Below are 24,092 nucleotides of genomic sequence, written 5' to 3' on the forward strand. Positions count from 1 at the left end.
ACCCCGGCACGGCGGGTGCCGTCCGGAGCGATGCGGACGCTTCGTTGCGCCCCGTGGTATCACGGAATAACGTAACCGCTCCCTGGACGTGCCGATGACCACCACCCGAGAAACTCCACCGAGTTGTGACCATCTCGGTATACACGGGTAACACCGAGTAACAGTTCTGACCAGGTGGTTCTCACAGCCGTAACACGACCTGCGTGAGGGCCCGGAGCAGGAAATTCACCCGTTGCCCGGGGCGATGACCCGCTCGACCAGGCCTTGCGCCCGAGACGCCTCGCGGAGCACGTCTCGGGACGAACCTGCCCGACGCGGGACGAAGCGGTGCCCGGCCGCCCGAGGGGCCGAGCACCGCCGCGCGAGAACCTGTACATCGTCGCTAGGACGCCTGGGCGACGACCTGTCCGTCGCGCAGCTCCACCACGCGGTCCGCGCGGGCCATGAGCTCCGGGTCGTGGGTGGAGACGACGGCGGCCACGCCGCGCTCGTGCACCACCCGGGCCAGCAGGTCCATCACCACGGCCGCCGTGCCCGAGTCGAGCTGCCCCGTGGGCTCGTCCGCGAGCAGCACCTCCGGGTCGGCCACGAGCGCGCGGGCGATACCCACCCGCTGCTGCTGCCCGCCCGAGAGCTCGTACGGCCGCTGCTTCGCGTGCCCGCTCAGGCCGACGGCGTCCAGCGCCTCCGCCACCCGCCGTGACCGCTCGCCCTGCGGGGTGCGCCGCAGGCGCAGGGGTACCTCGACGTTCTCGGCCGCGGACAGCACGGGCACCAGCCCGAACGACTGGAACACGTAGCCGATCCGGTCGCGCCGGGCCGCGAGCACCGCCCGCTCCCCCAGCGCGGTCAGCTCGGCGTCGCCGAGCCACACGCTGCCCGACGTCGGCCGGTCCAGCCCGCCGAGCAGGTTCAGCAGCGTCGTCTTGCCCGAACCGGAGGGGCCGCGCACCACCAGCAGCTCGCCCGCCGCGACCTCCAGGGTCGCGTCCGACAGGGCGCGCACCTCGCCGGCGCCGGTGCCGAACACCCGGGTGAGGGCCTGGGCGCGCAGCACGGTGCGGGCCGGGGTCGTGGTGGTCATCGGTCCTCCTCGGTGGGGGCCTGCGGTTGGGCCGACGGGGCGGCGGGCGCGGCCGGCCCGGTGGGCTCGGCCGGCTCCGCGGCCTGGCCGGGTGCCGCCGGCCACACGCCCACGTGGTCCGGCTCCAGCGCCAGCCGCACGCGGTCGCGCAGGTCGAGCGCGTGCACGAAGTCCTGGGGTAGCTGCAGCCGGCCGACCCGGTCGACCACCGCGAACTCCTCCGCGACGTGCCGCTCGGCGCCGTGCTCGTCGACCTCCGTACGCCGCAGCGTCTCCGTCGACGTGCGGCCGTCCCGGATCTGGACGGTGCGCGCGACGTGCTCGGACACCGTCGGGTCGTGCGTCACGATCAGCGTCGTCACGCCCGTCTCCCGGTTCACGCCCCGCAGCGCCTCCAGCACCTCGACCGAAGTGGTCTCGTCGAGCTCGCCGGTGGGCTCGTCGGCCAGCAGCACGCGCGGGTTGTTCGCCACGGCCACCGCGATGGCGGTGCGCTGCTGCTCGCCGCCGGACATCTCACCGGGCCGCCGCCCGGCCACGTGGCCGACCTCCAGCAGGTCGAGCAGGTCAGACACGCGGCGCGCGCGCTCCCGCCGTGGGAGCGCGCCGGCCAGCTCCAGCGGGAGGCGCACGTTCTCGCTCGCCGTGAGGTACGGCAGCAGGTTGCGCGACGTCTGCTGCCACACGAAGCCGACCGTGGAGCGCTGGTACCGCACCCGCTCGGCGTGGCCCATCGTCAGCAGGTCGGTGCCTGCCACCACGGCGGACCCGCCGGTCGGCGTGTCCAGGCCCGAGAGAATGGTCAGCAGCGTGGACTTGCCCGACCCGGACGCGCCCACGACGGCGACGATCTCACCCGGCTCGACGGTCAGCGTGAGGCCCTGCAGCGCCTGCACCTCCACGCCGTCGGTGGCGAAGATGCGCACCAGGTCGGCGCAGCGGATCTCGCCGCCGCCGGCGGGCCCCGCCGAGGCCGGCGCGCCGCCGTCCGTCAGCTCGATGGTCGTGCTCATCGGGTCTCCCTCATGTCAGTCGTTGCTCCCCATCCGGAGCTGGGCCGCCACCTCGCCGCGGCGGCTCAGCGCCGCCGCCACGCCGACCGCGGCCAGCACCACCACCACGAACCCGGCGGCGGCCGCGCCCAGCAGCAGCGGGTCGTACCTCGCGTCGGGCTGGGTGGGACCGCCGGTCAGGGCGGTGACGTCCACCGCGGCCAGCACCAGCTCCGGCACCACCACGCCGAGGACGGCGCCCACCACGAGCGCGACCACCGCCCAGGGTCCGATCTCCCAGCCGACCAGCCCGCGGCCGAGGCGGGGCGAGAGGCCGAGGGTCTGCAGCACGGCGAGCAGCCGGGCCCGCGCGGGGGCGGCGAGCATCAGCGTCATCACCACGGCCCCCGCGCACAGCAGCCCTGCGAGGAGCACGGCCAGCACGAACGCGACGGCCAGCCCCCCGGAGACGGGCGCCGCCAGCACGGCGTCGGCCTCCTGGTCCGGGTCCTCCACGACGGACGACGGCAGCAGCCGCGAGATCTCGGCCGTCACGGCGGCGCGGTCGGCGTCGTCGGTCAGGCCCACGAGCGCGAGGCGCGGGTAGCTGACGTCGCCCGTGGCCTCGGCGAGGCGGTCGGCGTCGGCGAGCACGAGCGAGCGGCCCGCGGGCAGGCCAGGGAGCTCGTCGACCACGTCGACGACCCGGACGGGCACGTCGCCCTCCTGCGTCGTGAGCGTGATCCCGGTGGTGCCCGGCCCGACCCCCGGGCCCGCCGCGCCAGGCGTGAGGATCACGGGCAGCGCCCCGTCGCCCGCGCCGCCCGGCCCGGCCAGGCCGTCCAGCGTCTCGGGCGCGCCCTCGACGTCCTGCTGCGCCAGGACCAGCTCCGCCGCGTCCGCCGTCCACACCTCGACCCGGGGTGAGGAACCCACGCCCTGCAGCAGGCCGTCGCCGACGTCGCCCACCGGCGACACGGCGGCGACGCCGTCGAACGCGGCGATCTGGTCCGCGACCGGCTCGTCGACGACGGGGCCGGAGACGCGCAGGTCCGCGCCGGTCGCCCGCCAGGCCTCGCGGACCACGCCGCCGGAGACCGTGGAGTACAGCACGGCCGACGTCGCCGCGACGGCGACCGCGAGCACGAGCGCGACCGCCGGGACGGGGCCGCCGGCGGGGTCGCGCGTGGCGCGGGCCGCCCCGAGGAACGGGACGAGGTCGCGCCGCGGTGCGAGCGCCCGCTCGGCCGCGAGCGCGAGCCAGGGGTAGGCGCGGACGGCGAGCAGCGTGAGCGCCAGGGAGACCAGCAGGGGTGCCGCGGCGACGAGCGGGTCGACGCCGCTACCGGAGCCGGCGCCCGAGCCGGCGACGACCCCGCGCGACAGCAGCAGCCAGGCGGCGAGCGCGGCGCCCGCGACGACGAGCACCTCCAGCACCCAGCGCACCCGGCTCCGTGAGCGGGGCGCGAGGTCCGAGCGTGTGGTCCGCAGGCCGGCGGGCGACGTGGCGAGCGCGAGGGCGACCGCCGGGGCGAGGCCCGCGGCCACGGCGAGCAGCACCTGGGCGAGGGTGACCGGGGCGTCGACGCCGACGGCGGCCGAGAGCACGAGGCCCGCGGCGAACCCGACGGCCGCCGAGCCGAGCCCGACGACGAGGCCCTCGCCGCCCATGAGCAGGCGCACCTGGGTGCCGGACGCGCCACGGGCGCGCAGGAGCGCGAGCGCGGACCGCCGCCGGTCGACGACGAGCCGCGCGCCCAGGGCCAGCACGGCGACGGTGGCGCCGAGCGGTCCGACGGCGAGGACGGCGACGATCGCGTCGACCCCGGTGCGCTGCGCGAGCAGGCTCTCCAGGATCTCGGTGAGCCGGCTGGTGGGCCGCAGCTGGAGCGGCGTGGGGTCGTCGGGGCCGGCCGGGACGAGGAAGGTCCGCGCCGACTGGCCGTTCATCTGGGCCAGCAGCAGGGGCACGTCGGCGGCGGTCAGGCCGTCGGTGCTCACCGGGTACCAGATGCGGGTCTCGGCCACGCCGAGGGTCAGCGGCGTGATCATGGCCGGGTCCACGTAGGCCGTCGCGGTGCCGAGCAGGCCGCGGTTCGGGTCGGCGATCACGGAGGCCCTGGCCCCCAGGGCGTGGTGCAGCCAGTAGTCGGCGTCGGGGTCGCCGGTCTCGAAGATCCCGGTCACGACGAGGGACGGGTACCGGCCGGCCAGGGCGATGATGCCCGAGCCGGAGAGGTTGTCGTACCGGCCGCCGAGCTCCCACCCGTACGTCTCGGCGACGGCGCGCGACACGGCGACCTCGAACGCCGGCGCCCGTTCCGCGGGCTGGCTGATCGACTGCTCGTCCCCCACGAACACGGGCCCGGCGGTCGCGGTGGGCCAGCGCCCCTCGACCAGCTCGGCGTGCTCGGCCAGGTCAGGCGCCGTCCGGAGCAAGACCTTGGCCTCGGCCAGGTCGGAGCTGCGTTCCGGCGCGGTGTACGCGGGGTCCGTCGAGGTCACGTGGAAGAGCGGAGCACCCATCACGGAGCGCAGCGGCTCGGGGGACTCGGCGCGCACGGCGTCCAGGTTCTCGACGAACGGGGCCCAGTCCGGCTCGTCCGGCACGCCGCTCCCGACGCTGCCCGGGTCGTAGAAGCCCCCGTTCGGTGCCCGGCCGGGGATCGAATCCACCACCGAGATCACGTCCCGGGCCGGGCCCGAGGCCGTGGCGGTCTCGTAGACCACCTGGTCCGCGTGCATGGTCGCGACGGCGCGCGGCGCGGTCGACAGCACGCCGGCGGCGAGGAACGCGACCACGCCCAGCGCGGCCGTCGCGCCCCAGGAGGTGCGCAGCTGTCGCCGCGCCAGCAGGCCCAGCCCGGACAGTGCCCCCATCAGCGGACCTCCTCGCGGTAGGTGGTGTCGCGGGCCTGCGCGGTGACTCGCCCGCCCACCCCGATCGCGACCAGGACCAGCCCCGCCACGGCGGCGGCGAGCACCAGGCCGGTGGCCCCGGTGGCGAGGAGGAACTGCGCGGGCGGCGCCGCGTCGATCCCCGTCAGGGTCGCGGCGGCCAGGCCGCCCGCGGCCAGACGCGCCACGCCCCAGCCGGCGACCGCGCCGACGGCGAGCGCCACGATCCCGACGGTGACGAGCTCCGCGGCCCGGGCCCGGCCCTGTGCTGCGGGGCCGAGCCCTACGGCGCGCAGGACGATGACCTCGCCGCGCCGCTCCCGGAGGGTGGCCACGGCGACGGCGAGCACGCCCGCCAGCGCGAGCACGGTCGCGCCGGCCGCGGCGAGCCAGAACGAGACGCGCACCGGCACGGCCGTGTCGGTGGAGCCGTAGCCCGGCGTCGTCACGGTGGGCCGTTCCTGGCTGCTGAGGCCGGCGGCCTCCGCGGCCTCCGTCGCCTGCCGGGCGAGATCTGCCACGGCCCCCGCCGGCGCGGCGGCGCCGGGCGGCCCGGCGGCGAGCCAGACCTCGTTCGTGAGCGCGGGGTCGTTGACGTCGCGCACGAGCACGGCGGCGAGCGCCGCGCGGTCGACCAGGACGGCGTACGGTTCGAGCGCGCCGGGCACGGTGCCGGACGACGCCACGACCTCGACGGGCAGGCGCGTCGCGCCGAGGGTGAGCTCGAAGGTGTCACCCGTGGTGACGCCGAGCGAGTCGGCCAGCGAGGACGAGGCCAGCAGCGGGACGGGTCCGGCGGCCGGCGTGGTCAGGAGACGCAGCCGGTTCGCGCCGGAGACGCCGTCACCGAGGGTCATGCTGAACGCGGCCTCCCCCTCGGTCAGCTCCAGGCCCGTCGGGCCGTCGAAGGTCTCGGACGGCGTCCACACCGGCTGGTCGACGCGCAGCCCGCCCGCCGTGATGCCGTCGACGGCCAGCGTCACCTCCGCCATGGACCAGCCGGGCCGGGTGTCCACGTCCAGGGCCGCGATCCGCCACGTCTGGCCGGGCGGCGGCGCGGGGACCTCGCCCCGCAGCTCCTGCGCGACCTCGTGCTCGCCGAGGGTGCCGTCGCTGCCGTCCCCCTCCGTGAGCCGCCCGAGGTCGACGGTGGCCAGGGTCCCGTCGGCGGCGGCGAGCACGACCGACAGGTCGAGCTGGTGCCGCGGCGCCCAGCTCTCCAGGTTGGTCTCGACGGTCTCGTGGATCCGGCCGCGCACGGTGACGCCGAGGTCGCGGGCGTCGCCCGCCAGGGCGGGCGCGTCGGCGAAGGCGTCGTTCGCCAGGTCGTCGGCGAGCGCCGCGGTGTCGAGCACCTCCTCGGGCGCGCGCACCACCTTCGGGACTGCCGCGGCGGGCAGCGCCAGCATCGCGACGGGCAGGCCGTCGGAGTAGGCCGTCCCGGACAGCACGGGCGCCGCGGCGCGGGCGGTGCTGCCCGGACCCGTCGCGCCCGGCAGGAACGGCGCCGGGTCGAGGCGCCCGCTCTCGGGTGGCTTGACGCGCACGTCGGCGCCGTTGGCGAGCACGTCGACGTCGGCGCGCAGGCGCTCCGCGGTGCCCGTGTAGCCGCCGGCGAGGGTCGCGGCCCCGCCCGCGAGCACGAGCAGGACCACGGGCACCACGTAGACGACGATCCGGCGGGCCACCTGCCGGGCGGCCAGCGGCCCGACGACGCCGCGCGACCGCCCGGCCAGCCCCGCCCACAGCCGCGTGGCCGGGCCGAGCACCGCCATCGCCGCGACGGCGAGCGCCGCCAGCGCGAGCGCGGGTGCGGCGGCCGCGGCCGGGTCGGTGCGCAGGCCGCCGGGCGTGGCCACGAGCGGCGACCCGTAGCGCAGCAGCTGGGTCACGCTGACCGCGGCGGCAGCCACGGTCAGCACCACGGTGCCGAGCGCGGCGACCTGGCGCACGCGCCCCGAGCGGTCGGTCACCTGGCGCCGCACCGCTGCCTGCACCTGCAGCGCCGCCACCAGCACGAGCGTCGCGGTGGCCGCCACGGCGACCGCGAGGGCCACGGCCAGCGGCGTCCCGACGGAGACCGCCGCGCCCGCCTCGGAGCCGACGACCGCGCGCAGGGCGCCCCACGCGGCGGCCCCGCCCGCCGCGGCGGCGGTCAGCGCGAGCAGCGCGCCCTCCACGGCGGCCGCGGCCGTCACGGTGCCGGGCGCGGCGCCGCGGGAGACCAGGAGGGCGACCTCGCCCTCCCGGGTGGCCGCCAGCAGCCGGGCCACCTGGACCAGCGCGACCAGGCCGACGAGGGCCAGCAGGCACAGCGGGACGAGCGCGACGGCGTCCGCGGCACGCAGCGCGGCCGCCAGGTCGGCGGCGATCACGTCGAGCGTCCCGGTGACGGTCAGCCCGCGGGGCGCGACGTCCGGGTCCTCGCCGAGGATGCGGTCGACCGCGGGCGTCAGCGCCGCCAGGGCGGGGAGGTCCTCGGGGGTGAGCGCGGCGCCGTCGGGCACCACCGTCCAGCGCGCGAACGGGTCGGTGTCCAGCCCGGCGAGCACCTCCTGGCTCACCACGACGGGGCCGAGGTACGCGCCGTCCGACCCGGTGAGCACGCTCGGGTCACCGAGCCAGCCCGCGTCGTCGGGGTCGGTGACGCGCCAGGTCGCGGCGATCGTGACCGCCGTACCGGTGCCCGCGGGGTCCTCGGGGTCGACGCCGAGCCGGACCCGGTCGCCGACCGCCAGCCCGGCGGCCTCGGCGGCGTCCGCCTGGACCGCCGCCTCGTCCGTGGCGGCCGGCCAGGCGCCGTCGACCAGGGTGACGCCGCTCGCGCCCGCGCCCGACAGGGCCTCCTGCCGCGAGGGCGCGGGCAGGAGCGCCACCGACCAGCGGCCGAGGTCCTGCCCGTCGGCGTCCGTCGTGTACTGCGCCTCGGTCCGCACGTCGTAGGTGACCCGGTGCGGCACGCCGTCGAGCAGGTCGGCGAGCACCTCCTGCACGCGCGCGTCCTGGGCGTCGGCCGCGGCGCCGTCCGCGAGCCGGGTGGCGAGCTGTACCGCCCGCCCCGAGGGCTCGGCCGCGGCCAGACCGTCGCGCGCTCCCGCGGTCGCCGCGGCCTGCGTCCAGCCGACCGTCACGCCGAGGGCGCCGGTCAGCACGGCCACCAGCAGCCAGACGAGCGCGAGCAGCCCACGGTGCGCCGTGGACCGGCGGGCAAGGAGGGTGGCTCGACTCACGGGGCCAAGGTAGCCCGGCCCTGTGACACGCACGACGAAACTAGGGGCGCCCCGGGCAACGATCCGGTCACGCCGCCCTGCGGTCCTGTCAACGAGTTCGGTCGGTTGCTCTGAGACCGGTCGGTCGACCGACCGATCTCAGAACAACCGACCGAACTGGAAGGCCAGCCTCAGACTCAGCGCTGGTTCGCGGGGACGTACGGGCGCTCCGTGGCGCCCGTGTAGACCTGGCGCGGGCGCCCGATCTTGGTCTGCGGGTCCTTGATCATCTCGCGCCACTGGGCGATCCAGCCGGGCATCCGGCCCAGCGCGAACAGCGGCGTGAACATGGCCGGCTCGAAGCCCATGGCCTTGTAGATGAGGCCGGTGTAGAAGTCGACGTTCGGGTAGAGCTTGCGCTCCACGAAGTAGTCGTCCGAGAGGGCGATCTCCTCCAGGCCGCGCGCGATGTCGAGCAGCTCGTCCTTGGCGCCGAGCTTGTCGAGCACCTCGTCCGCGGACTTCTTCACGATCGCGGCGCGCGGGTCGTAGGACTTGTACACGCGGTGGCCGAAGCCCATCAGGCGCACGCCGTCCTGCTTGTTCTTGACCTTCTCCATGAAGGTCTCGACGGTCTCGCCGCCCGAGCGGATCTTCTCCAGCATGGTCAGCACGGCCTCGTTGGCCCCGCCGTGCGCCGGGCCCGAGAGCGCGTTCACGCCCGCGGCCACCGAGGCGTACAGGGTCGCGTTGGACGAGCCGACCACCCGCACCGTGGACGTGGAGCAGTTCTGCTCGTGGTCCGCGTGCAGCACGAGCAGCTTCTCCAGCGCGTCCACGATCACCGGGTCGGCCTCGTATGCCTCGTACGGCGTCGCGAACGTCATGCGCAGGAAGTCCTCGACGTAGCCGCGCGAGTAGTCCGGGTACAGCAGGGGCTCGCCCACCCGACGCCGGTGCAGGTAGGACGTGATGGTGCGCGTCTTGGCGAGCAGCAGCACGGTGGCCAGGTCGACCTGCTCGTCGTCCGCCGGGTCGAGCGACTCCGGGTAGAACGTGGACAGCGCGTTCACCGCGGAGGCGAGCACCGCCATCGGGTGCGCGTTGCGCGGGAACGTTCCCATGAACGTGCGGAAGTCCTCGTGCACCAGCGTGTGCCGGTTGACACGCTCCGTGAACGCGTCCAGCTCCGTGGGGCTCGGCAGCTCGCCGTAGATGAGGAGGTAGGCCACCTCGAGGAAGCCGGAGGACTCGGCGAGCTGGTCGATGGGGTAACCGCGGTAGCGCAGGATGCCGGCGTCGCCGTCGATGTAGGTGATCGAGGACTCGCACGACGCCGTGTTCATGAAACCGGGGTCGACCGTGACCAGACCCGTGTCCTTGAGCAGCGACGACACGACGATGCCGTCGTTGCCCTCGCTGGCGGCGACGACAGGCAGGGTGTGAGTGGTTCCGTCGACGGCGAGCTCGACGCGGCTCGAGCCGTCCAGCGGTGTGGAGGTCATGTCTTCCTTCCTGAGTGGCGCACGAGGGACGCTGCTGTGAAAGAAAGGTGTCGGGACAGCGTCGACCTGGGGCACGACAGTATCGCGCCCTGCTTTAGTTTTTCCAATCCATCGGTCAAGGCTGCGTGATGCGTGTCACAGCATCGGCAATCTGCGCGTCAGTCGAGGTCAGCGCCACCCGCGTGTGCGTGCCGTCGCCGTACAGGTGCCCCGGCGCGGTCAGGATGCCCCGGGCCGCGAACCACTCCGCGACCGCCAGGCCCGGGCGGCCGTCCGGCGCCGCCACCCAGAGGTACAGCCCGGCCTCCGACCCGTCGATGACGAACCCGGCCTCGACGACCGCGGCGGCCAGCGCCCGGCGCCGCGCGCCGTAGGCCGCACGCTGGGCGGCGACGTGCGCGTCGTCCGACAGGGCCGCCGTCATGGCGGCCTGCACCGGCGCGGGCACGATGAGGCCCAGGTGCTTGCGGGTCTGCGTGAGGCCGGCGACCAGGGCGCCGTCGCCCGCGAGGAAGGCGGCGCGGTAGCCCGCGATGCTGGACTGCTTGGAGAGGGAGTACGCGGCGAGCAGGCCCTCGTGCGACCCGCCGCACACGCGCGGGTCGAGGATCGAGGGGACGCCGCCCGTGCCCGTCGCGGCGTCGTAGGGGGAATCCCACACCAGCTCGGCGTAGCACTCGTCGGAGACGACGACGGCGCCGATCGCGCGGGCGGCGTCGACCACGGCGCGCAGCGCCTCGACGCCCAGCACCCGTCCCGTCGGGTTGCCGGGGCTGTTGACCCAGACCATCTTCACGTCGTCGCGGCCGGCCCAGTCGGCGACGTCGTCCGTCGCGAGCGGCGTGGCACCGGCCGCGCGGATGCCCGCGAGGTAGGTGGGGTAGGCGACGGCGGGGTGCACCACCACGTCGCCGGGGCCCAGGTGCAGCAGGGAGGGCAGCAGGCCCACCAGCTCCTTGGAGCCGACGGTCGGGACCACGGCCGCCGGGTCGAGGCCCGGCACCCCGCGGCGCCGGGCGAACCAGTCGGAGACGGCCCGGCGCAGCGCGGGCGTGCCCGCGGTCATCGGGTAGCCCGGCGCGTTCGACGCGGCCTCGAGCGCCCGCCGCACGACCTCGGGCGTCGGGTCCACGGGCGTGCCCATGGAGAGATCGATCAGCCCGCCCGGGTGGGCCTTCGCCGTGGCGGTGATGCCGTCGATCGAGTCCCAGGCGAAGGGGAGGTCCGAGAGGTCGTGCAACCCCACGTCAGGCCTGGGGCGGAAGGGCCGCGATCATCGGGTCGTCCTTCTGGATGACGCCCATCTTCGCGGCGCCGCCGGGCGAGCCCAGGTCGTCGAAGAACTCCACGTTCGCGCGGTAGTAGTCCTTCCACTCGTCGGGGACGTCGTCCTCGTAGTAGATGGCCTCGACCGGGCAGACCGGCTCGCAGGCGCCGCAGTCCACGCACTCGTCCGGGTGGATGTACAGGGAGCGGCTGCCCTCGTAGATGCAGTCCACGGGACACTCCTCGATGCACGCCCGGTCCTTGACGTCGACGCACGGCTGAGCGATCACGTAGGTCACTTGGAGGGTGTCCTTCCACTTCCGGACTGAGGATCATGCACGATGCCGACCGCGGTACGACCCGGCGGGGCGATCCTAGTATCTCTCGGGACGCCCCCTGATCCCCACCGGTCTCACGCAGCGGAAGGAGAACCGACGTGACATTCGCTACACCGGCCGCGCCCGGAGGGTGGCGGGGCCTGCGCCCCGGCACCCGGGTGGTGGTCCGGCGCCGCCTGGCGCCCGCCGGCCGCGTGGTGTCGGACGGCGGCACGGAGCACCGCTGGACGGACCTGATCGGCTTCGTCGTCGAGGTGTCCGACGCCGGCCTGCGGCTGCGCACCGACCCCGTCCCGGGCCGCGGCGAGCCGCAGGAGGTCGACGTGGCGGCCGCCGACATCGAGGCCGCCAAGCCGATCCCCCCGCGACCCGTCAGGCCTTCTGGTCCACCCAGATGACGCCGGTCGGGCACATGCTCACGGCCTCCTGCACCGCGAAGTCGTGCTCGGCCGAGGGCCGCTCGTCGAGCAGCACGACGATGCCCTCCTCGTCCTGGTCGAACACGTCGGGTGCGAGCAGGACGCACTGGCCGGCGCCGCAGCAGGCGTCGCGGTCCACGTTGATCTTCATGGGGGTCACTCTCCCCACTCGACGGGTAGTTCGTCGAATCCGGCCACGAGCAGGCCCTCCTTGCGCGGCACCGTCTCGACGGGTACCGCCAGCCGGAGGCCCGGCACCTTGCGCACCAGGGCGGCGAGCACGATCTGCAGCTCGGTGCGCGCCAGCGACTGGCCGAGGCACGAGTAGGAGCCCGCGCCGAACGAGAGGTGGGGGTTCGGACGTCGTCCGAGGTCCATCTCGTCCGCGCCCTCGAACGTGCCCTCGTCCCGGTTCGCCGCCGCGAGGCTGCACACCACGGTCGTGCCCGCGGGCACGGTCTCGCCCGCGATCTCGATCTCCTCGTCCACCCAGCGCACCATGCCGAAGCCCGCGTTCGGGTCGAACCGCAGCGACTCCTCGACCGCGCTGCGGACCAGCGACGGGTCGGCGACGAGCTGCTCCCACCGGGAGCGGTCGCCCAGGAACAGCGCCATCATCTTGGCGATGTGGCTCGCGGTGGTCTCGTGGCCGGCCACGAGCAGCGCCATGCTGGTGCCGATCACGGTCTGCGCCGTCAGCCGCGGGTCGTTCTGGTCCACGAGCGCGATGAGCTCGGAGATCAGGTCCTGGCCCGGGTCCGCCCGCTTGGCCTCGACCAGGCCGGCCATGTACGCGCCGAACTCCTGGCGCGCCGCCGAGATCTCCTCCTGCGTGTACCGCGTGGTGCTCAGCGCGGTGTCCGACCAGTACGGGAACCGCTCCCGCTCGTCCTCCGGCACGCCCAGCAGCTCGCAGATCGCCCACACGGGCAGCGGGAAGGCGACGGACGGGACCAGGTCCGCGCTCGTGCCGGCGGCCAGCATGTCGTCGATGAGCTGCTCGGCCTTCGCCTCGATGCCGGGAGCCATCGCCTGCACCCGCTTGGCAGTGAACGTCGCGTTGACGAGCCGCCGCCAGGCCTGGTGCTGCTCCTCGTCCGCCATGACCCCGGTCGGGTCGTTGCTGAACGTGCCGCCGTCGTCCTGGGAGCCCACGCCCGTGCCGCCCGCCGGGATGACGCGGCCGAACCGGCCGTCGGTGAGCATGGCGCGGACGTCGTCGTACCGGGTCAGCAGGGTGGCCTCGCCGCCGCTGGCGAGGCGCACCCTGGCCACGGGGCACTGCTGGCGCAGCTCGGCCCACTCCGGTGGCGGCTCGATCGCTCGATCCGACGGGATGGGGTAATCGAGCAGGTCAGACATGTTGTCCTCCGGTTGGCTGAGGGGGTTGTGTCCCGCCCATCCAATACCGGTCCGGGTGAATCGGACAAGGGTGTCCGGTTACTCAGGCGTTGGCGACCAGGCCCAGCTCCGCCACGCTCGCCAGGTGCTGGTGGCGCGGCACGATCCGGACGGTGTAACCGAACGGCCCGGAGGTGTCCAGGCCCACCTCCCCGCCGAACGCGTGCCGCCCCGCCTCGTAGGACTCCACCAGCGCGAGGGACTCGGCGGTGAACTCGTCGATGACGTCGGCCTCGGTGACCCGCCCGTGCACCACCTGCACGTCCACGTCGTCCGGCGACAGCGGCCCGAGCGAGACGTAGGCGCGCACCGTCAACCGGTCCCCGACCCGCACCGCCTCGCCGATGCCCGCCGACTCGACGTGGTCCACGCGCACCTGCGGCCACGAGCCGCGCACGTGGGCCTTCCAGCCCGCGAGGTCCTTGGCCGCGGCGAACCCGTCGGCGGCGAGCACGCGCCCGGCCTGCGCCGCGGGCGCGTACAGCCCGTGCACGTACTCGGAGACCATCCGCGTGGCCTGCACCTTGGGGCCGAGCGTGGCCAGCGTGTGCCGCACCAGCTCCAGCCAGCGGCTCGGCACGCCGTCGGCGGACCGGTTGTAGAAGGCGGGCGCCACCTGGGACTCCACCAGGTCGTAGAGTGCGGCGGCCTCCAGGTCGTCACGGCGGTCGGCGTCCTCGACGCCGTCGGCCGTGGGGATGCCCCAGCCGTTCTCGCCGTCGTACCACTCGGCCCACCAGCCGTCCTCGATCGAGAGGTTCAGGCCGCCGTTGAGCGCGCTCTTCATCCCGGAGGTGCCGGACGCCTCCAGGGGCCGCAGCGGGTTGTTCAGCCAGACGTCGCAGCCCGGGTACAGCGACTGCGCCATGCCGATGTCGTAGTTCGGCAGGAACACGATGCGGTGCCGCACCTCGGGGTCGTCGGCGAACCGGACGAGCTGCTGGATGAGCCGCTTGCCGGAGTCGTCGGCCGGGTGCGACTTGCCGGCCACGATGAGCTGCACGGGCCGCTCGGGGTGCAGCAGGAGCGCCTTGAGCCGCTCCTGGTCGCGCAGCATGAGCGTGAGCCGCTTGTAGGTGGGCACGCGCCGCGCGAAGCCGATGGTGAGCACGTCGGGCGACAGCACGTCGTCCACCCAGCCGAGCTCCGCCGGGGACGCCCCGCGCTCGCGCCAGGACTTGCGCACCCGGCGCCGGGCCTCGGCCACCAGCTCGCCGCGCATCTCGCCGCGCAGGGCCCACAGCTCGGCGTCCGACACCTTGCTCGCGTCCAGCCAGCCGGCCGACGCCTCGGGCGCCGTGATCTCGTCCAGGCCCATGCGCTCCGCCTCGACGGCGGCCAGCCGCGGCGCCACCCAGGTGGGCGAGTGCACGCCGTTGGTGACCGACGTGATCGGCACCTCGCGCGAGTCGAACCCGGGCCACAGGCCCTCGAACATCTCGCGGGAGACCTGGCCGTGCAGCAGCGAGACACCGTTCGCCCGGCCGCCGAGCCGCAGGCCCATCACCGCCATGTTGAACACGGTGGGGTCGCCGCCGTCGTAGTCCTCCGCGCCGAGCGCGAGCACGGTCTCGACCGGCACGCCGGGCATCGTGTTGTCGCCGCCGAAGTAGGCGCTGACCAGCTCCTTCGGGAACCGGTCGATGCCCGCGGGCACCGGCGTGTGCGTGGTGAAGACGGTGGCCGCGCGCACGGCCTCGTGGGCCTCGCCCACGCTGAGCCCCGACCCCACGAGCTCGCGGATGCGCTCCACGCCGAGGAAGCCCGCGTGGCCCTCGTTGGTGTGGTAGACCTCGGGCTCCGGCGCGCCGGTGAGGCGCGACCAGGCGCGCAGCGCGCGCACGCCGCCCACGCCGAGCAGCAGCTCCTGCTGCAGGCGGTGCTCACCCCCGCCGCCGTACAGGCGGTCCGTGACCTTGCGGGCCGCGTCGTCGTTCTCCGGCACGTTCGAGTCGAGCAGCAGCAGCGGCACCCGGCCGACGGCGGCGACCCACACGTGCGCGTGCAGGCTGCGCCCGCCCGGCAGGGCCAGCGAGATGACGGCGGGCGTGCCGTCCTCCTCGCGCAGGACCGCCAGCGGCAGGCCGTCCGGGTCGAGCAGCGGGTAGGTCTCGACCTGCCAGGCGTCCCGCGTCAGGGACTGCCGGAAGTAGCCGGCGCCGTACAGCAGGCCCACGCCCACGATGGGCACGCCCATGTCGGACGCGCTCTTGAGGTGGTCGCCCGCCAGGATGCCGAGGCCGCCCGAGTACTGCGGCAGCACCGAGGTGATGCCGAACTCCGGCGAGAAGTAGGCGATCGCGTGCGGCAGCTCGCCGCCCGACGTCGTGGTCTGGCCCTGGTACCACTGCGGGTCCCGCAGGTAGCGGTGCAGGTCGTCGGACGCCGCCCGCACGCGGCCCGTGAACTCCTCGTCGGCCGCGAGCGCCGCGAGGCGGTCGGAGCCGAGCGCCGCGAGCAGGGCGACGGGGTCGCCCCGGACGTCGGACCAGAGGTCGGGGTCGATGCTCGCGAACAGCTCGCGCGTCGGCGCGTGCCAGGACCAGCGGAGGTTCTGGGCCAGCTCGTCGAGCGCCGCGAGCTGCTCGGGGAGGACCGTGCGGACGGTGAATCTGCGGATCGCTCTCACCGGCAGAACACTACGCACATGTGGGGGCGAGCACACCTGTTGCCCGCGGCTTCACGGACCCGTCCGACGACGTTCACCGGACCTCGGCGCGCCCCACAGGCGAGTCCCCCACGAGGGTCGATAGCGTGTTCCGGTGAGCCCGCACACGAGTCCCGGCCGGATCGGCCGCATCCCCGTCCTCGAGGTCGCTCCCGTCGTCGAGGGCGGCCGCTGGCCTGCGAAGGCGGTGGTCGGCGAGGTCGTGCCCGTCGAGGCCACGGTCTTCCGCGAGGGGCACGACGCCGTGGGCGCGACGGCCGTGCTCGTCGCCCCGGACGGGACGGACCACTCGTGGGCGCCCATGGTCGACGTCGCGCCCGGCCTGGACCACTTCCGCGGCGAGCTGCAGCCCGACGCCGAGGGCGACTGGTCCTTCCGTGTCGAGGGGTGGTCGGACCCGTACGCCACGTGGACGCACGACGCGGGGATCAAGATCGCCGCGGACATCGACACCGAGCTCATGCTCGCCGAGGGGGTGCGCCTCTTCGACAAGATCTGCCGCCTGGTGCCGGGCGACCCGCTGGTCGCCGCCGGCCGGACGGCGCGCGACGCGCGGGTGCTGACGGCGGCCGCCAAGGCGCTGGCCGACACCCGCCGTCCGGCCCCGGCGCGGTTCGCGGCGGCGACGTCGCCCGAGGTGGTCGAGGCCCTGCGCCGCGCGCCGCTGCGCGAGCTGGTCTCGGCGTCGGACACGTACCCGCTCCGGGTCTCGCGGAAGCTCGCGCTGGCGGGGTCCTGGTACGAGATGTTCCCCCGGTCGGAGGGCGCGTACCAGAAGAAGGACGGCACCTGGGTGTCGGGCACGTTCGCGACGGCGGCGAAGCGCCTGCCGGGCATCGCGGCGATGGGGTTCGACGTCGTCTACCTGACGCCGGTCTCCCCCATCGGGACGACGTTCCGCAAGGGCCGCAACAACACGCTGGAGGCGGCGCCCGGCGACCCGGGCAGCCCGTACGCCATCGGGTCGGCGGACGGCGGGCACGACGCGATCCACCCCGACCTGGGCACGGAGGCGGACTTCCGGGACTTCGTCGCCGCCGCCCGGGCTGAAGGGCTGGAGGTCGCGCTCGACATCGCCCTGCAGTGCTCGCCGGACCACCCCTGGGTCACGGAGCACCCCGAGTGGTTCGTGGTGCGCGCGGACGGTTCGATCGCGTACGCGGAGAACCCGCCCAAGAAGTACCAGGACATCTACCCGCTCAGCTTCGACACCGACCCCGACGGGCTGTACGAGGCCGTGCTCGGGGTGATCCGCACGTGGATCGACCGGGGCGTCACCCTGTTCCGCGTGGACAACCCGCACACCAAGCCCCTGGACTTCTGGGAGTGGCTGCTGGCGGAGGTCCACGCGACGAACCCGGAGGTCATCTTCCTGTCGGAGGCGTTCACCAAGCCCGCGATGATGCTGACGCTGGCCCGGATCGGCTTCCACCAGTCGTACACCTACTTCACCTGGCGCAACACCAAGGAGGAGGTCGAGGAGTACCTGGCCGAGGTGAGCGGGCCGCAGGGCTCGGTGCTCCGCCCGTCGTTCTGGCCCACCACGCACGACATCCTCCCGCCCTACCTCATCGAGGGCGGCGTCTCGGCGTTCGCGGTGCGGGCCGTGCTGGCCGCCACGGGCTCGCCGACGTGGGGCATCTACTCCGGCTACGAGCTGGTGGAGAACGTCCCCCGCCCCGGCGTCGAGGAGCAGATCGACAACGAGAAGTACGAGTACCGGCCGCGGGACTGGTCGCGGGCGGACGACTACGGGATCGCCCTGCTGCTGGGCGAGCTGAACGCGATCCGCCGCGCGCACCCGGCCCTGCAGCAGCTGCGCAACCTGACCGTGCACCCCACGACGAACGACCAGGTGGTCGCGTACTCGCGCCGGATCGGCGCCGATCACGCGTCGCGCGCGACACCGACGCCACCGGGCCGCACCATGAGAGCAGGGGGTAACGATCGGCGTGCCCCGCGGCACGACGACGTGATCGTGGTCGTGCTGAACCTGGACCCCCGGAACGTGCAGGAGTCTGTAGTGCACCTGGATCTCTCCGCCCTCGGCCTCAGTGCCCCCGACGGCGACGACAACGCCCCGTTCTACGTGGCACACGACCTGCTGTCCGGTGAGACCTACGGCTGGGGAGCTCATCCCTGGGTGCGGCTCGACCCCCAGGTCCGGGTGGCCCACGTCCTCCAGGTGGGTCCGGCATGACGACGTTCGGGCCGGGTGGCCCCGCCGTCGGGCCGCCCGAGGGATACCCCGCACAGCCGACGCCGCCGGCCGGGCCGGAGCCGACGCCGGCCCGTCCGTCCGTGAACGTGCCCAACCCGCCGTCGGTGCCGGTGCCCGTCCAGGCCCTGCCGCCGCGTCGGCAGCCGCGCCTGGACGCCCGCCGCAAGGGGCTGTCGGACGACCCGGAGTGGTACAAGAAGGCCGTCTTCTACGAGGTGATGATCCGGTCGTTCTCCGACTCGGGCGACGGCGGGTCGGGCGACCTGCGCGGCCTCGTGGAGCGGCTCGACTACCTGGAGTGGCTCGGCATCGACTGCCTGTGGCTGCCGCCGTTCTTCCCGTCGCCGCTGCGCGACGGCGGGTACGACGTGGCCGACTTCACCGCCGTCTCGCCGCAGTTCGGCACGATGTCGGACTTCAGCGACCTGGTCGCCGCCGCGCACGAGCGCGGCATCCGCGTGGTGATCGACCTGGTCATGAACCACACGAGCGACGCGCACCCCTGGTTCCAGGCGTCGCGCGCCGACCCGGACGGCCCGTACGGCGACTTCTACGTGTGGAGCGACGACGCCACGCAGTACCAGGACGCGCGCATCATCTTCGTGGACACCGAGACGTCGAACTGGACGTTCGACCCGGTGCGGCGCCAGTACTTCTGGCACCGGTTCTTCAGCCACCAGCCCGACCTCAACTTCGAGAACCCGCGCGTCGTGGAGGCCATGCTCGACGTCGCCCGGTTCTGGCTGCAGCTCGGCGTGGACGGGTTCCGGCTCGACGCCGTGCCGTACCTGTTCGAGGCCGAGGGCACCAACTGCGAGAACCTGCCCGAGACGCACGGGTTCCTGCGCAAGGTGCGCCGCATGCTGGACACCGAGTTCCCGGGCCGCATCATGCTGGCCGAGGCCAACCAGTGGCCGGCGGACGTCGTGGAGTACTTCGGCACGGACGACGACCCCGAGTGCCACATGTGCTTCCACTTCCCCGTGATGCCCCGCATCTTCTACGCGATCCGCGACCAGCGGGCCCGCCAGCTCCTGGAGATCCTCGCGGACACCCCCGCGATCCCAGCGAGCGGGCAGTGGAGCACGTTCCTGCGCAACCACGACGAGCTCACGCTGGAGATGGTCTCGACCGAGGAGCGCGCCAGCATGTACGGCTGGTACGCGCCCGACCCGCGGATGCGGGCCAACGTGGGCATCCGGCGGCGGCTGGCGCCGCTGCTGGACAACGCCCGCAAGGAGATCGAGCTGGCCAACGCGCTCCTGCTGTCGATGCCCGGCACGCCGTGCCTCTACTACGGCGACGAGATCGGCATGGGCGACAACATCTGGCTGCCCGACCGCGACGCGGTGCGCACCCCGATGCAGTGGACGCCGGACCGCAACGCGGGCTTCTCCACGGCCGACCCGGGCAAGCTGTACCTGCCGCTCGTGCAGTCGCTCGTGCACCACTACCAGCACACCAACGTGGAGGCCCAGCTCGCGCAGCCGACGTCGCTGCTGCACTGGATGCACAACATGCTGGCGTTCCGGCGCCTGCACCCCACGTTCGGGACGGGCGACTTCACGGCGCTCGACTGCAACGACGAGTCGGTCATCGCGTTCACCCGGTCGTCCGCCGAGGAGACGCTGCTGATCGCCGCGAACCTGTCGGCCACGGCGCGCTCGTCCACGATCAAGCTGCCGGGGTACGCCGGCTGGACGCTGACGGACGTGTTCGGCGGCGCCGCGTTCCCGGGCGTCGGCGACGACGGCATCCTGACGATGACGTGGGGCGCCCGCGACTTCTACTGGCTGGTGCTGGCCCCGCCCGTGCCGGCCGGGACGAACAGCTCCACGGGCACGAGCGAACCCGTCGGGCAGGCGCGAGAGGGGTGAGCCCGGCGCGTCCCGTCCACGTCTCCCCAGGCGCCGCACACCTCCCACCGGAGGTGCTGCGGCTCCTGGACACGTGGCTGCCCGCGCAGCGCTGGTACCCGGTGCCCGCCGAGGGCGTGACGCACGAGCCGTGGCTCACGGTCACGTTCGGCGGCGTGGCCGACGTCGTGGTCGCACTCCTGCGGCTGGTCGGCCCGGGACTGGCGGCGGGCGACGAGTCGCTGGTGATCCAGGTCCCGCTGGTCCTGACCCCCACGGCGGAGCCGGAGGCGGACACCGCCGACACCGAGGCGGCCGGCCTCATCGGGACGGTCACCACGGCGTCGGGCACCGCGACCGTGCACGACGGCGGGGTCCACCCCGCGGCCTGGCACGCCTACTTCACCGCCGCCCTGCCCGCCGCGTGCGAGCCGGAGGACTGCGCCGAGCTCCGCGACGCGCGGCGCATCTCCGGGGAGCAGTCGAACACGTCGGTGGTGCTCCCGGCCCTGCCGCACGCGACCGGGCGCGGCGGGATGCTCAAGATCCTGCGGACGGTCGCCCTGGGGCCGCACCCCGACGTCGTGATCCCGGAGGCCCTGACGCGGGCCGGCTGGGACGGCGTGCCCCGCTTCCTCGGCGCGGTGGAGCTGCCCGCCCCTGGCGCCGGGCAGGCCGGCCCGCGCGGTGCGGCGCGCGACGGCGACGCCGGGCCCGTGGCGCACCTCGCGGTGCTCTCCGAGCTCGTGCACGAGGGGACCGACGGGTTCGAGCTGGCCTGCGGGTACGCCGCCCGGGACGAGGACTTCGGGGAGCGGGCCGCCGAGCTGGGTGCCGTCGTCGCGCACCTGCACGCCGCCCTGCGCGAGGCCCTGGGCCCCGGGCCGGCGCTCGAACCGGCCGGGTTCATGGGCGTGCTGCGCCGCCGGGCCGCCGAGGCCTTCGCGGACGTCCCTGCCTTGGCCCCGCACCGCGCGGGCGTCGCCGCCCTGTACGACGCGCTGAGCGCACGGCTGGCGACGGTCGTCGAGCGCGGCGACGTCGTGCCGCTGCAGCCGATCCACGGCGACCTGCACCTCGGGCAGGCGCTCTGGTCGCCGGACGGCTGGAAGGTCCTCGACTTCGAGGGCGAGCCGCAGCGTCCCGTGTCCGAGCGCACGGCGCCCGACCTGCCGCTGCGTGACGTCGCCGGGCTGCTCCGGTCGCTGGACTACGCCGCCGCCGTCGGGCAGGCCACGGACCCGCACTGGGTGTCGCACGCGCAGGTGAGTTTCCTCGAGGGGTACCGCGAAGTGCAGAGCAGGGTGGGGGCCGAGGAACGAGGCACCCGCCCGGAACGGAACGCAGCGGTGCCCCGACCAGAAGTTACAGAGGGGTACCGCGAAGTGCAGAGCAGGGTGGGGGCCGAGGAACGAGGCACCCGCCCGGAACGGAACGCAGCGGTGCCCCGACCAGAAGTTACAGAGGGGTACCGGCAGGCCAGCGGCGAGGCGCCGGGCGAGACCGTGCGCCCGGTCGACGGCGCGACGTCGACGGGCAGCCCGCTCGACGTCGGCACCGCCGAGCTCCTGCTGCGTTCCCTGACCGTGGACAAGGCGCTGTACGAGGTGGTCTACGAGTTCCGGCACCGCCCGGCGTGGACGCACATCCCGCTCGCCGCCGTGGAGCGCGTGCTCGGCTCGTGACCTGGGCATCGGTACGCGCCGGGTACGTGTCGCACGTCACGCGCCCGACGTGGAAAGGTAAACCCATGGCTGACCTGCCCGACGTCGACCTCGAGGTCCTGACCGCTGTCGCGTCCGGAACCCACCACGACCCGCACACCGTGCTCGGCCCGCACCTGCTGGACGGGCCCTGGACCGTGGTGCGCGCCCTGCGCCCGCTCGCCGACGAGGTGGTCGTCGTCACGGCGAGCGCCGAGGTGTCCGCCACGCACCAGGGTGCGGGCGTGTGGGCCGCCGTCGTCCCCGCCGCCGAGGAGGAGGACGGCTCCCGGCACGCCCCCGACTACCGGATCCGCACCCGCTCCGGCACGGACACCTGGGAGTCCGACGACCCGTACCGGTTCCTGCCCACCCTCGGCGAGGTGGACCTGCACCTGATCGGCGAGGGCCGGCACGAGCAGCTCTGGCAGGTGCTCGGCGCCAACGTGCACCGGTACCCGAGCTCGGCCGGCGACATCGCCGGCGTCGCCTTCGCGGTGTGGGCGCCGAACGCGCGCGGCGTGCGGCTCGTGGGCGACCACAACGGCTGGGGCGGCACGCACCCCATGCGGTCGCTCGGCGCCACGGGCGTCTGGGAGCTGTTCGTCCCCGACGTCGGCCCCGGCCTGCGGTACAAGTTCGAGATCCTGGGCGCCGACGGCGTCTGGCGCGCCAAGGCCGACCCGCTCGCCAAGGCGACGGAGCAGCCGCCCGCGACCGCGAGCGTCGTGACCACCTCGACGTACGAGTGGCAGGACGACGCCTGGCTCGCCGCCCGGTCGGCCACCGACCCGCACTCCGCGCCGCTGAGCGTGTACGAGGTGCACCTGGGCTCGTGGCGCCCGGGTCTGGGCTACCGGGAGCTCGCGGAGCAGCTCACCGCGTACGTCGTGGAGCAGGGCTTCACGCACGTGGAGCTGCTGCCCGTCGCCGAGCACCCGTACGGCGGGTCGTGGGGCTACCAGGTCACCAGCTACTACGCGCCGACGTCGCGGTTCGGCTCGCCCGACGACTTCCGGTACCTGGTCGACCGGCTGCACCAGGCCGGCGTCGGCATCGTGCTGGACTGGGTGCCCGCGCACTTCCCGCGCGACGAGTTCGCCCTGGCCCGGTTCGACGGGACGCCCCTGTACGAGCACCCCGACCCGCGGCGCGGCGAGCAGCAGGACTGGGGCACGCTGATCTTCGACTTCGGCCGCCGCGAGGTGCGCAACTTCCTGGTCGCCAACGCCACGTACTGGTTCGAGGAGTTCCACGTCGACGCGCTGCGCGTGGACGCCGTCGCCTCGATGCTCTACCTCGACTACTCGCGCAAGGAGGGCGAGTGGTCGCCCAACGTGCACGGCGGGCGGGAGAACCTGGAGGCCATCGCGTTCCTCCAGGAGGCGAACGCGACCGCGTACCGGCGCACGCCCGGCGTGATGATGATCGCCGAGGAGTCCACGGCGTTCCCGCAGGTCACCGGACCGACGTCGAGCGGCGGGCTGGGCTTCGGCCTGAAGTGGAACATGGGCTGGATGAACGACACCCTGCGCTACCTCGCGGAGGACCCGTACAACCGGCGCTACCACCACGGCGAGCTGACGTTCTCGCTGGTGTACGCGTTCACGGAGCAGTTCGTGCTGCCGATCAGCCACGACGAGGTGGTGCACGGCAAGGGGTCGCTGCTGCGCAAGATGCCCGGCGACCGGTGGCAGCAGCTCGCCGGCGTCCGCTCGTTCCTGGCCTACCAGTGGAGCCACCCCGGCAAGCAGCTGCTGTTCATGGGGTGCGAGTTCGCGCAGGACACGGAGTGGGCCGAGTCCGAGGGCCTGCGCTGGGACCTGCTCGGCGACTCCGGGCACTCCGGCGTGCAACACCTCGTCCGGGACCTGAACGCGCTCTACCGCGCGACGCCCGCGCTCTGGGAGCTCGACTTCGACCCGGCGGGCTTCGAGTGGCTCGAGTCCGACGACGCCGACCACAACGTGCTCGCCTACGTGCGCCGGTCGCGCTCCGGGGACCCGGTGGTCGTGGTCGTGAACTTCGCGGGGGTGCCGCACGAGGGGTACCGCCTGCCGCTGCCGGAGGTGCCGTGGGCGGACGGGGCCGCTGAGGCGGGAGGGGCCGCTCCGGCGGGCGGGGCCGGAGGCGCGGTCGAGACCCTGCCGCCCGCCGAGCCGGTCGAGACGGCGCTCCGGCCGGGCCTCGCCGCGACGGGACCGCTGGTCGACGCCGTCAAGCGCGGCACCGGACCCGTCTGGCGCGAGGTGCTGAACACCGACGCCACGGTGTACGGCGGCTCGGGCGTGGGCAACATGGGCAGCGTCCAGGCCGAGCCGGTCCCGCACCACGGCCGCGCGTGGTCGGCGCCCATGCGGATCCCGCCACTGGGCGCCCTCATCCTGATCCCGGAGCGTTCCGCCGTCCCGGAGTAACCCGATTCCCTTTGAGGCCCGGGTTTCTTCTCTTTTGGTTCCCTCTCAACGAAAAAAAACAAGACTCCAAAGTGATCCACGAAGCGCGCTCGACCCTCCCCCCCCCCCCCCCCCC

15 protein-coding genes are annotated in these 24,092 nt (G+C 74.2%); 5 read left to right on the forward strand and 10 right to left on the reverse strand.

The annotated features are described in order from the left end of the window. Nucleotides 1-382: 382 nt before the first annotated feature. From ACFV9Q_RS11640 to fdxA, 7 genes are all read right to left on the reverse strand, one after another. Nucleotides 383-1,084: an ABC transporter ATP-binding protein gene (locus ACFV9Q_RS11640; protein WP_377234556.1), complete on the reverse strand. Its 702-nt coding sequence runs from the start codon at nt 1,082-1,084 to the stop codon at nt 383-385. Then, nucleotides 1,081-2,097 (reverse strand): ABC transporter ATP-binding protein, encoded by a 1,017-nt coding sequence (locus ACFV9Q_RS11645; protein WP_377234557.1) that lies wholly within the window; start codon nt 2,095-2,097, stop codon nt 1,081-1,083. The genes ACFV9Q_RS11640 and ACFV9Q_RS11645 overlap by 4 nt, the downstream gene beginning before the upstream one ends. Nucleotides 2,098-2,112: 15 nt before the next feature. Then, nucleotides 2,113-4,956, reverse strand: coding sequence for an FtsX-like permease family protein (locus ACFV9Q_RS11650; protein ID WP_377234558.1), 2,844 nt, complete (start codon nt 4,954-4,956; stop codon nt 2,113-2,115). Further along, nucleotides 4,956-8,204 carry an FtsX-like permease family protein gene (locus ACFV9Q_RS11655; RefSeq protein WP_377234559.1) on the reverse strand — a complete coding sequence of 1,083 codons (3,249 nt, stop codon included), beginning with the start codon at nt 8,202-8,204 and terminating at the stop codon, nt 4,956-4,958. Before ACFV9Q_RS11655 ends, ACFV9Q_RS11650 begins: the two co-directional genes overlap by 1 nt. Nucleotides 8,205-8,380: 176 nt before the next feature. Continuing rightward, nucleotides 8,381-9,688, reverse strand: coding sequence for a citrate synthase (locus ACFV9Q_RS11660; protein WP_377230189.1), 1,308 nt, complete (start codon nt 9,686-9,688; stop codon nt 8,381-8,383). 115 nt (nt 9,689-9,803) lie between these two features. Then, nucleotides 9,804-10,934 (reverse strand): succinyldiaminopimelate transaminase, encoded by a 1,131-nt coding sequence (gene dapC, locus ACFV9Q_RS11665; protein ID WP_377234560.1) that lies wholly within the window; start codon nt 10,932-10,934, stop codon nt 9,804-9,806. A gap of 1 nt (nt 10,935) precedes the next feature. After that, nucleotides 10,936-11,253: a ferredoxin gene (gene fdxA, locus ACFV9Q_RS11670; protein WP_182619077.1), complete on the reverse strand. Its 318-nt coding sequence runs from the start codon at nt 11,251-11,253 to the stop codon at nt 10,936-10,938. 137 nt (nt 11,254-11,390) lie between these two features. On the opposite strand from fdxA, the gene ACFV9Q_RS11675 reads away from it, so the two are divergent. Next, nucleotides 11,391-11,690 carry a DUF6725 family protein gene (locus ACFV9Q_RS11675; protein ID WP_377230187.1) on the forward strand — a complete coding sequence of 100 codons (300 nt, stop codon included), beginning with the start codon at nt 11,391-11,393 and terminating at the stop codon, nt 11,688-11,690. Here ACFV9Q_RS11675 and ACFV9Q_RS11680 read toward each other — a convergent pair. From ACFV9Q_RS11680 to glgP, 3 genes are all read right to left on the reverse strand, one after another. Further along, nucleotides 11,665-11,862, reverse strand: a complete 198-nt coding sequence (locus ACFV9Q_RS11680; protein WP_377230186.1) for a ferredoxin — start codon at nt 11,860-11,862, stop codon at nt 11,665-11,667. The genes ACFV9Q_RS11675 and ACFV9Q_RS11680 overlap by 26 nt on opposite strands. Before the next feature lie 5 nt (nt 11,863-11,867). Beyond that, on the reverse strand, nt 11,868-13,073 hold the full coding sequence (locus tag ACFV9Q_RS11685; RefSeq protein WP_377230185.1) for a cytochrome P450: 1,206 nt from the start codon (nt 13,071-13,073) through the stop codon (nt 11,868-11,870). Nucleotides 13,074-13,155: 82 nt separating this feature from the next. Further along, nucleotides 13,156-15,741 carry an alpha-glucan family phosphorylase gene (gene glgP, locus ACFV9Q_RS11690; protein WP_377234561.1) on the reverse strand — a complete coding sequence of 862 codons (2,586 nt, stop codon included), beginning with the start codon at nt 15,739-15,741 and terminating at the stop codon, nt 13,156-13,158. Nucleotides 15,742-15,874: 133 nt separating this feature from the next. Here glgP and ACFV9Q_RS11695 point away from each other — a divergent pair, with 133 nt between their 5' ends. From ACFV9Q_RS11695 to glgB, 4 genes are all read left to right on the forward strand, one after another. Next, nucleotides 15,875-17,980 carry an alpha-1,4-glucan--maltose-1-phosphate maltosyltransferase gene (locus tag ACFV9Q_RS11695; RefSeq protein ID WP_377234562.1) on the forward strand — a complete coding sequence of 702 codons (2,106 nt, stop codon included), beginning with the start codon at nt 15,875-15,877 and terminating at the stop codon, nt 17,978-17,980. Then, nucleotides 17,977-19,878, forward strand: coding sequence for a maltose alpha-D-glucosyltransferase (gene treS / locus ACFV9Q_RS11700; RefSeq protein WP_377234563.1), 1,902 nt, complete (start codon nt 17,977-17,979; stop codon nt 19,876-19,878). Before ACFV9Q_RS11695 ends, treS begins: the two co-directional genes overlap by 4 nt. After that, nucleotides 19,875-21,542, forward strand: a complete 1,668-nt coding sequence (locus ACFV9Q_RS11705) for an aminoglycoside phosphotransferase (RefSeq protein WP_377234564.1) — start codon at nt 19,875-19,877, stop codon at nt 21,540-21,542. Before treS ends, ACFV9Q_RS11705 begins: the two co-directional genes overlap by 4 nt. A 65-nt stretch (nt 21,543-21,607) precedes the next feature. Continuing rightward, a complete protein-coding gene (gene glgB, locus ACFV9Q_RS11710) occupies nt 21,608-23,977 on the forward strand; it encodes a 1,4-alpha-glucan branching protein GlgB (RefSeq protein ID WP_377234565.1) in 2,370 nt (789 codons plus the stop codon). Nucleotides 23,978-24,092: the final 115 nt, after the last annotated feature.

This window comes from Promicromonospora sp. NPDC059942, assembly GCF_042731755.1.
In the GTDB taxonomy this organism is placed as follows: domain Bacteria; phylum Actinomycetota; class Actinomycetes; order Actinomycetales; family Cellulomonadaceae; genus Promicromonospora.

Coding starts and splice junctions, on each gene's coding strand:
- ACFV9Q_RS11640 (WP_377234556.1), bottom strand. CDS start 1,084: ATGACCACCACGACCCCGGCCCGCACCGTGCTGCGCGCCCAGGCCCTC.
- ACFV9Q_RS11645 (WP_377234557.1), bottom strand. CDS start 2,097: ATGAGCACGACCATCGAGCTGACGGACGGCGGCGCGCCGGCCTCGGCG.
- ACFV9Q_RS11650 (WP_377234558.1), bottom strand. CDS start 4,956: ATGGGGGCACTGTCCGGGCTGGGCCTGCTGGCGCGGCGACAGCTGCGC.
- ACFV9Q_RS11660 (WP_377230189.1), bottom strand. CDS start 9,688: ATGACCTCCACACCGCTGGACGGCTCGAGCCGCGTCGAGCTCGCCGTC.
- ACFV9Q_RS11680 (WP_377230186.1), bottom strand. CDS start 11,862: ATGAAGATCAACGTGGACCGCGACGCCTGCTGCGGCGCCGGCCAGTGC.
- ACFV9Q_RS11685 (WP_377230185.1), bottom strand. CDS start 13,073: ATGTCTGACCTGCTCGATTACCCCATCCCGTCGGATCGAGCGATCGAG.
- treS (WP_377234563.1), top strand. CDS start 17,977: ATGACGACGTTCGGGCCGGGTGGCCCCGCCGTCGGGCCGCCCGAGGGA.
- glgB (WP_377234565.1), top strand. CDS start 21,608: ATGGCTGACCTGCCCGACGTCGACCTCGAGGTCCTGACCGCTGTCGCG.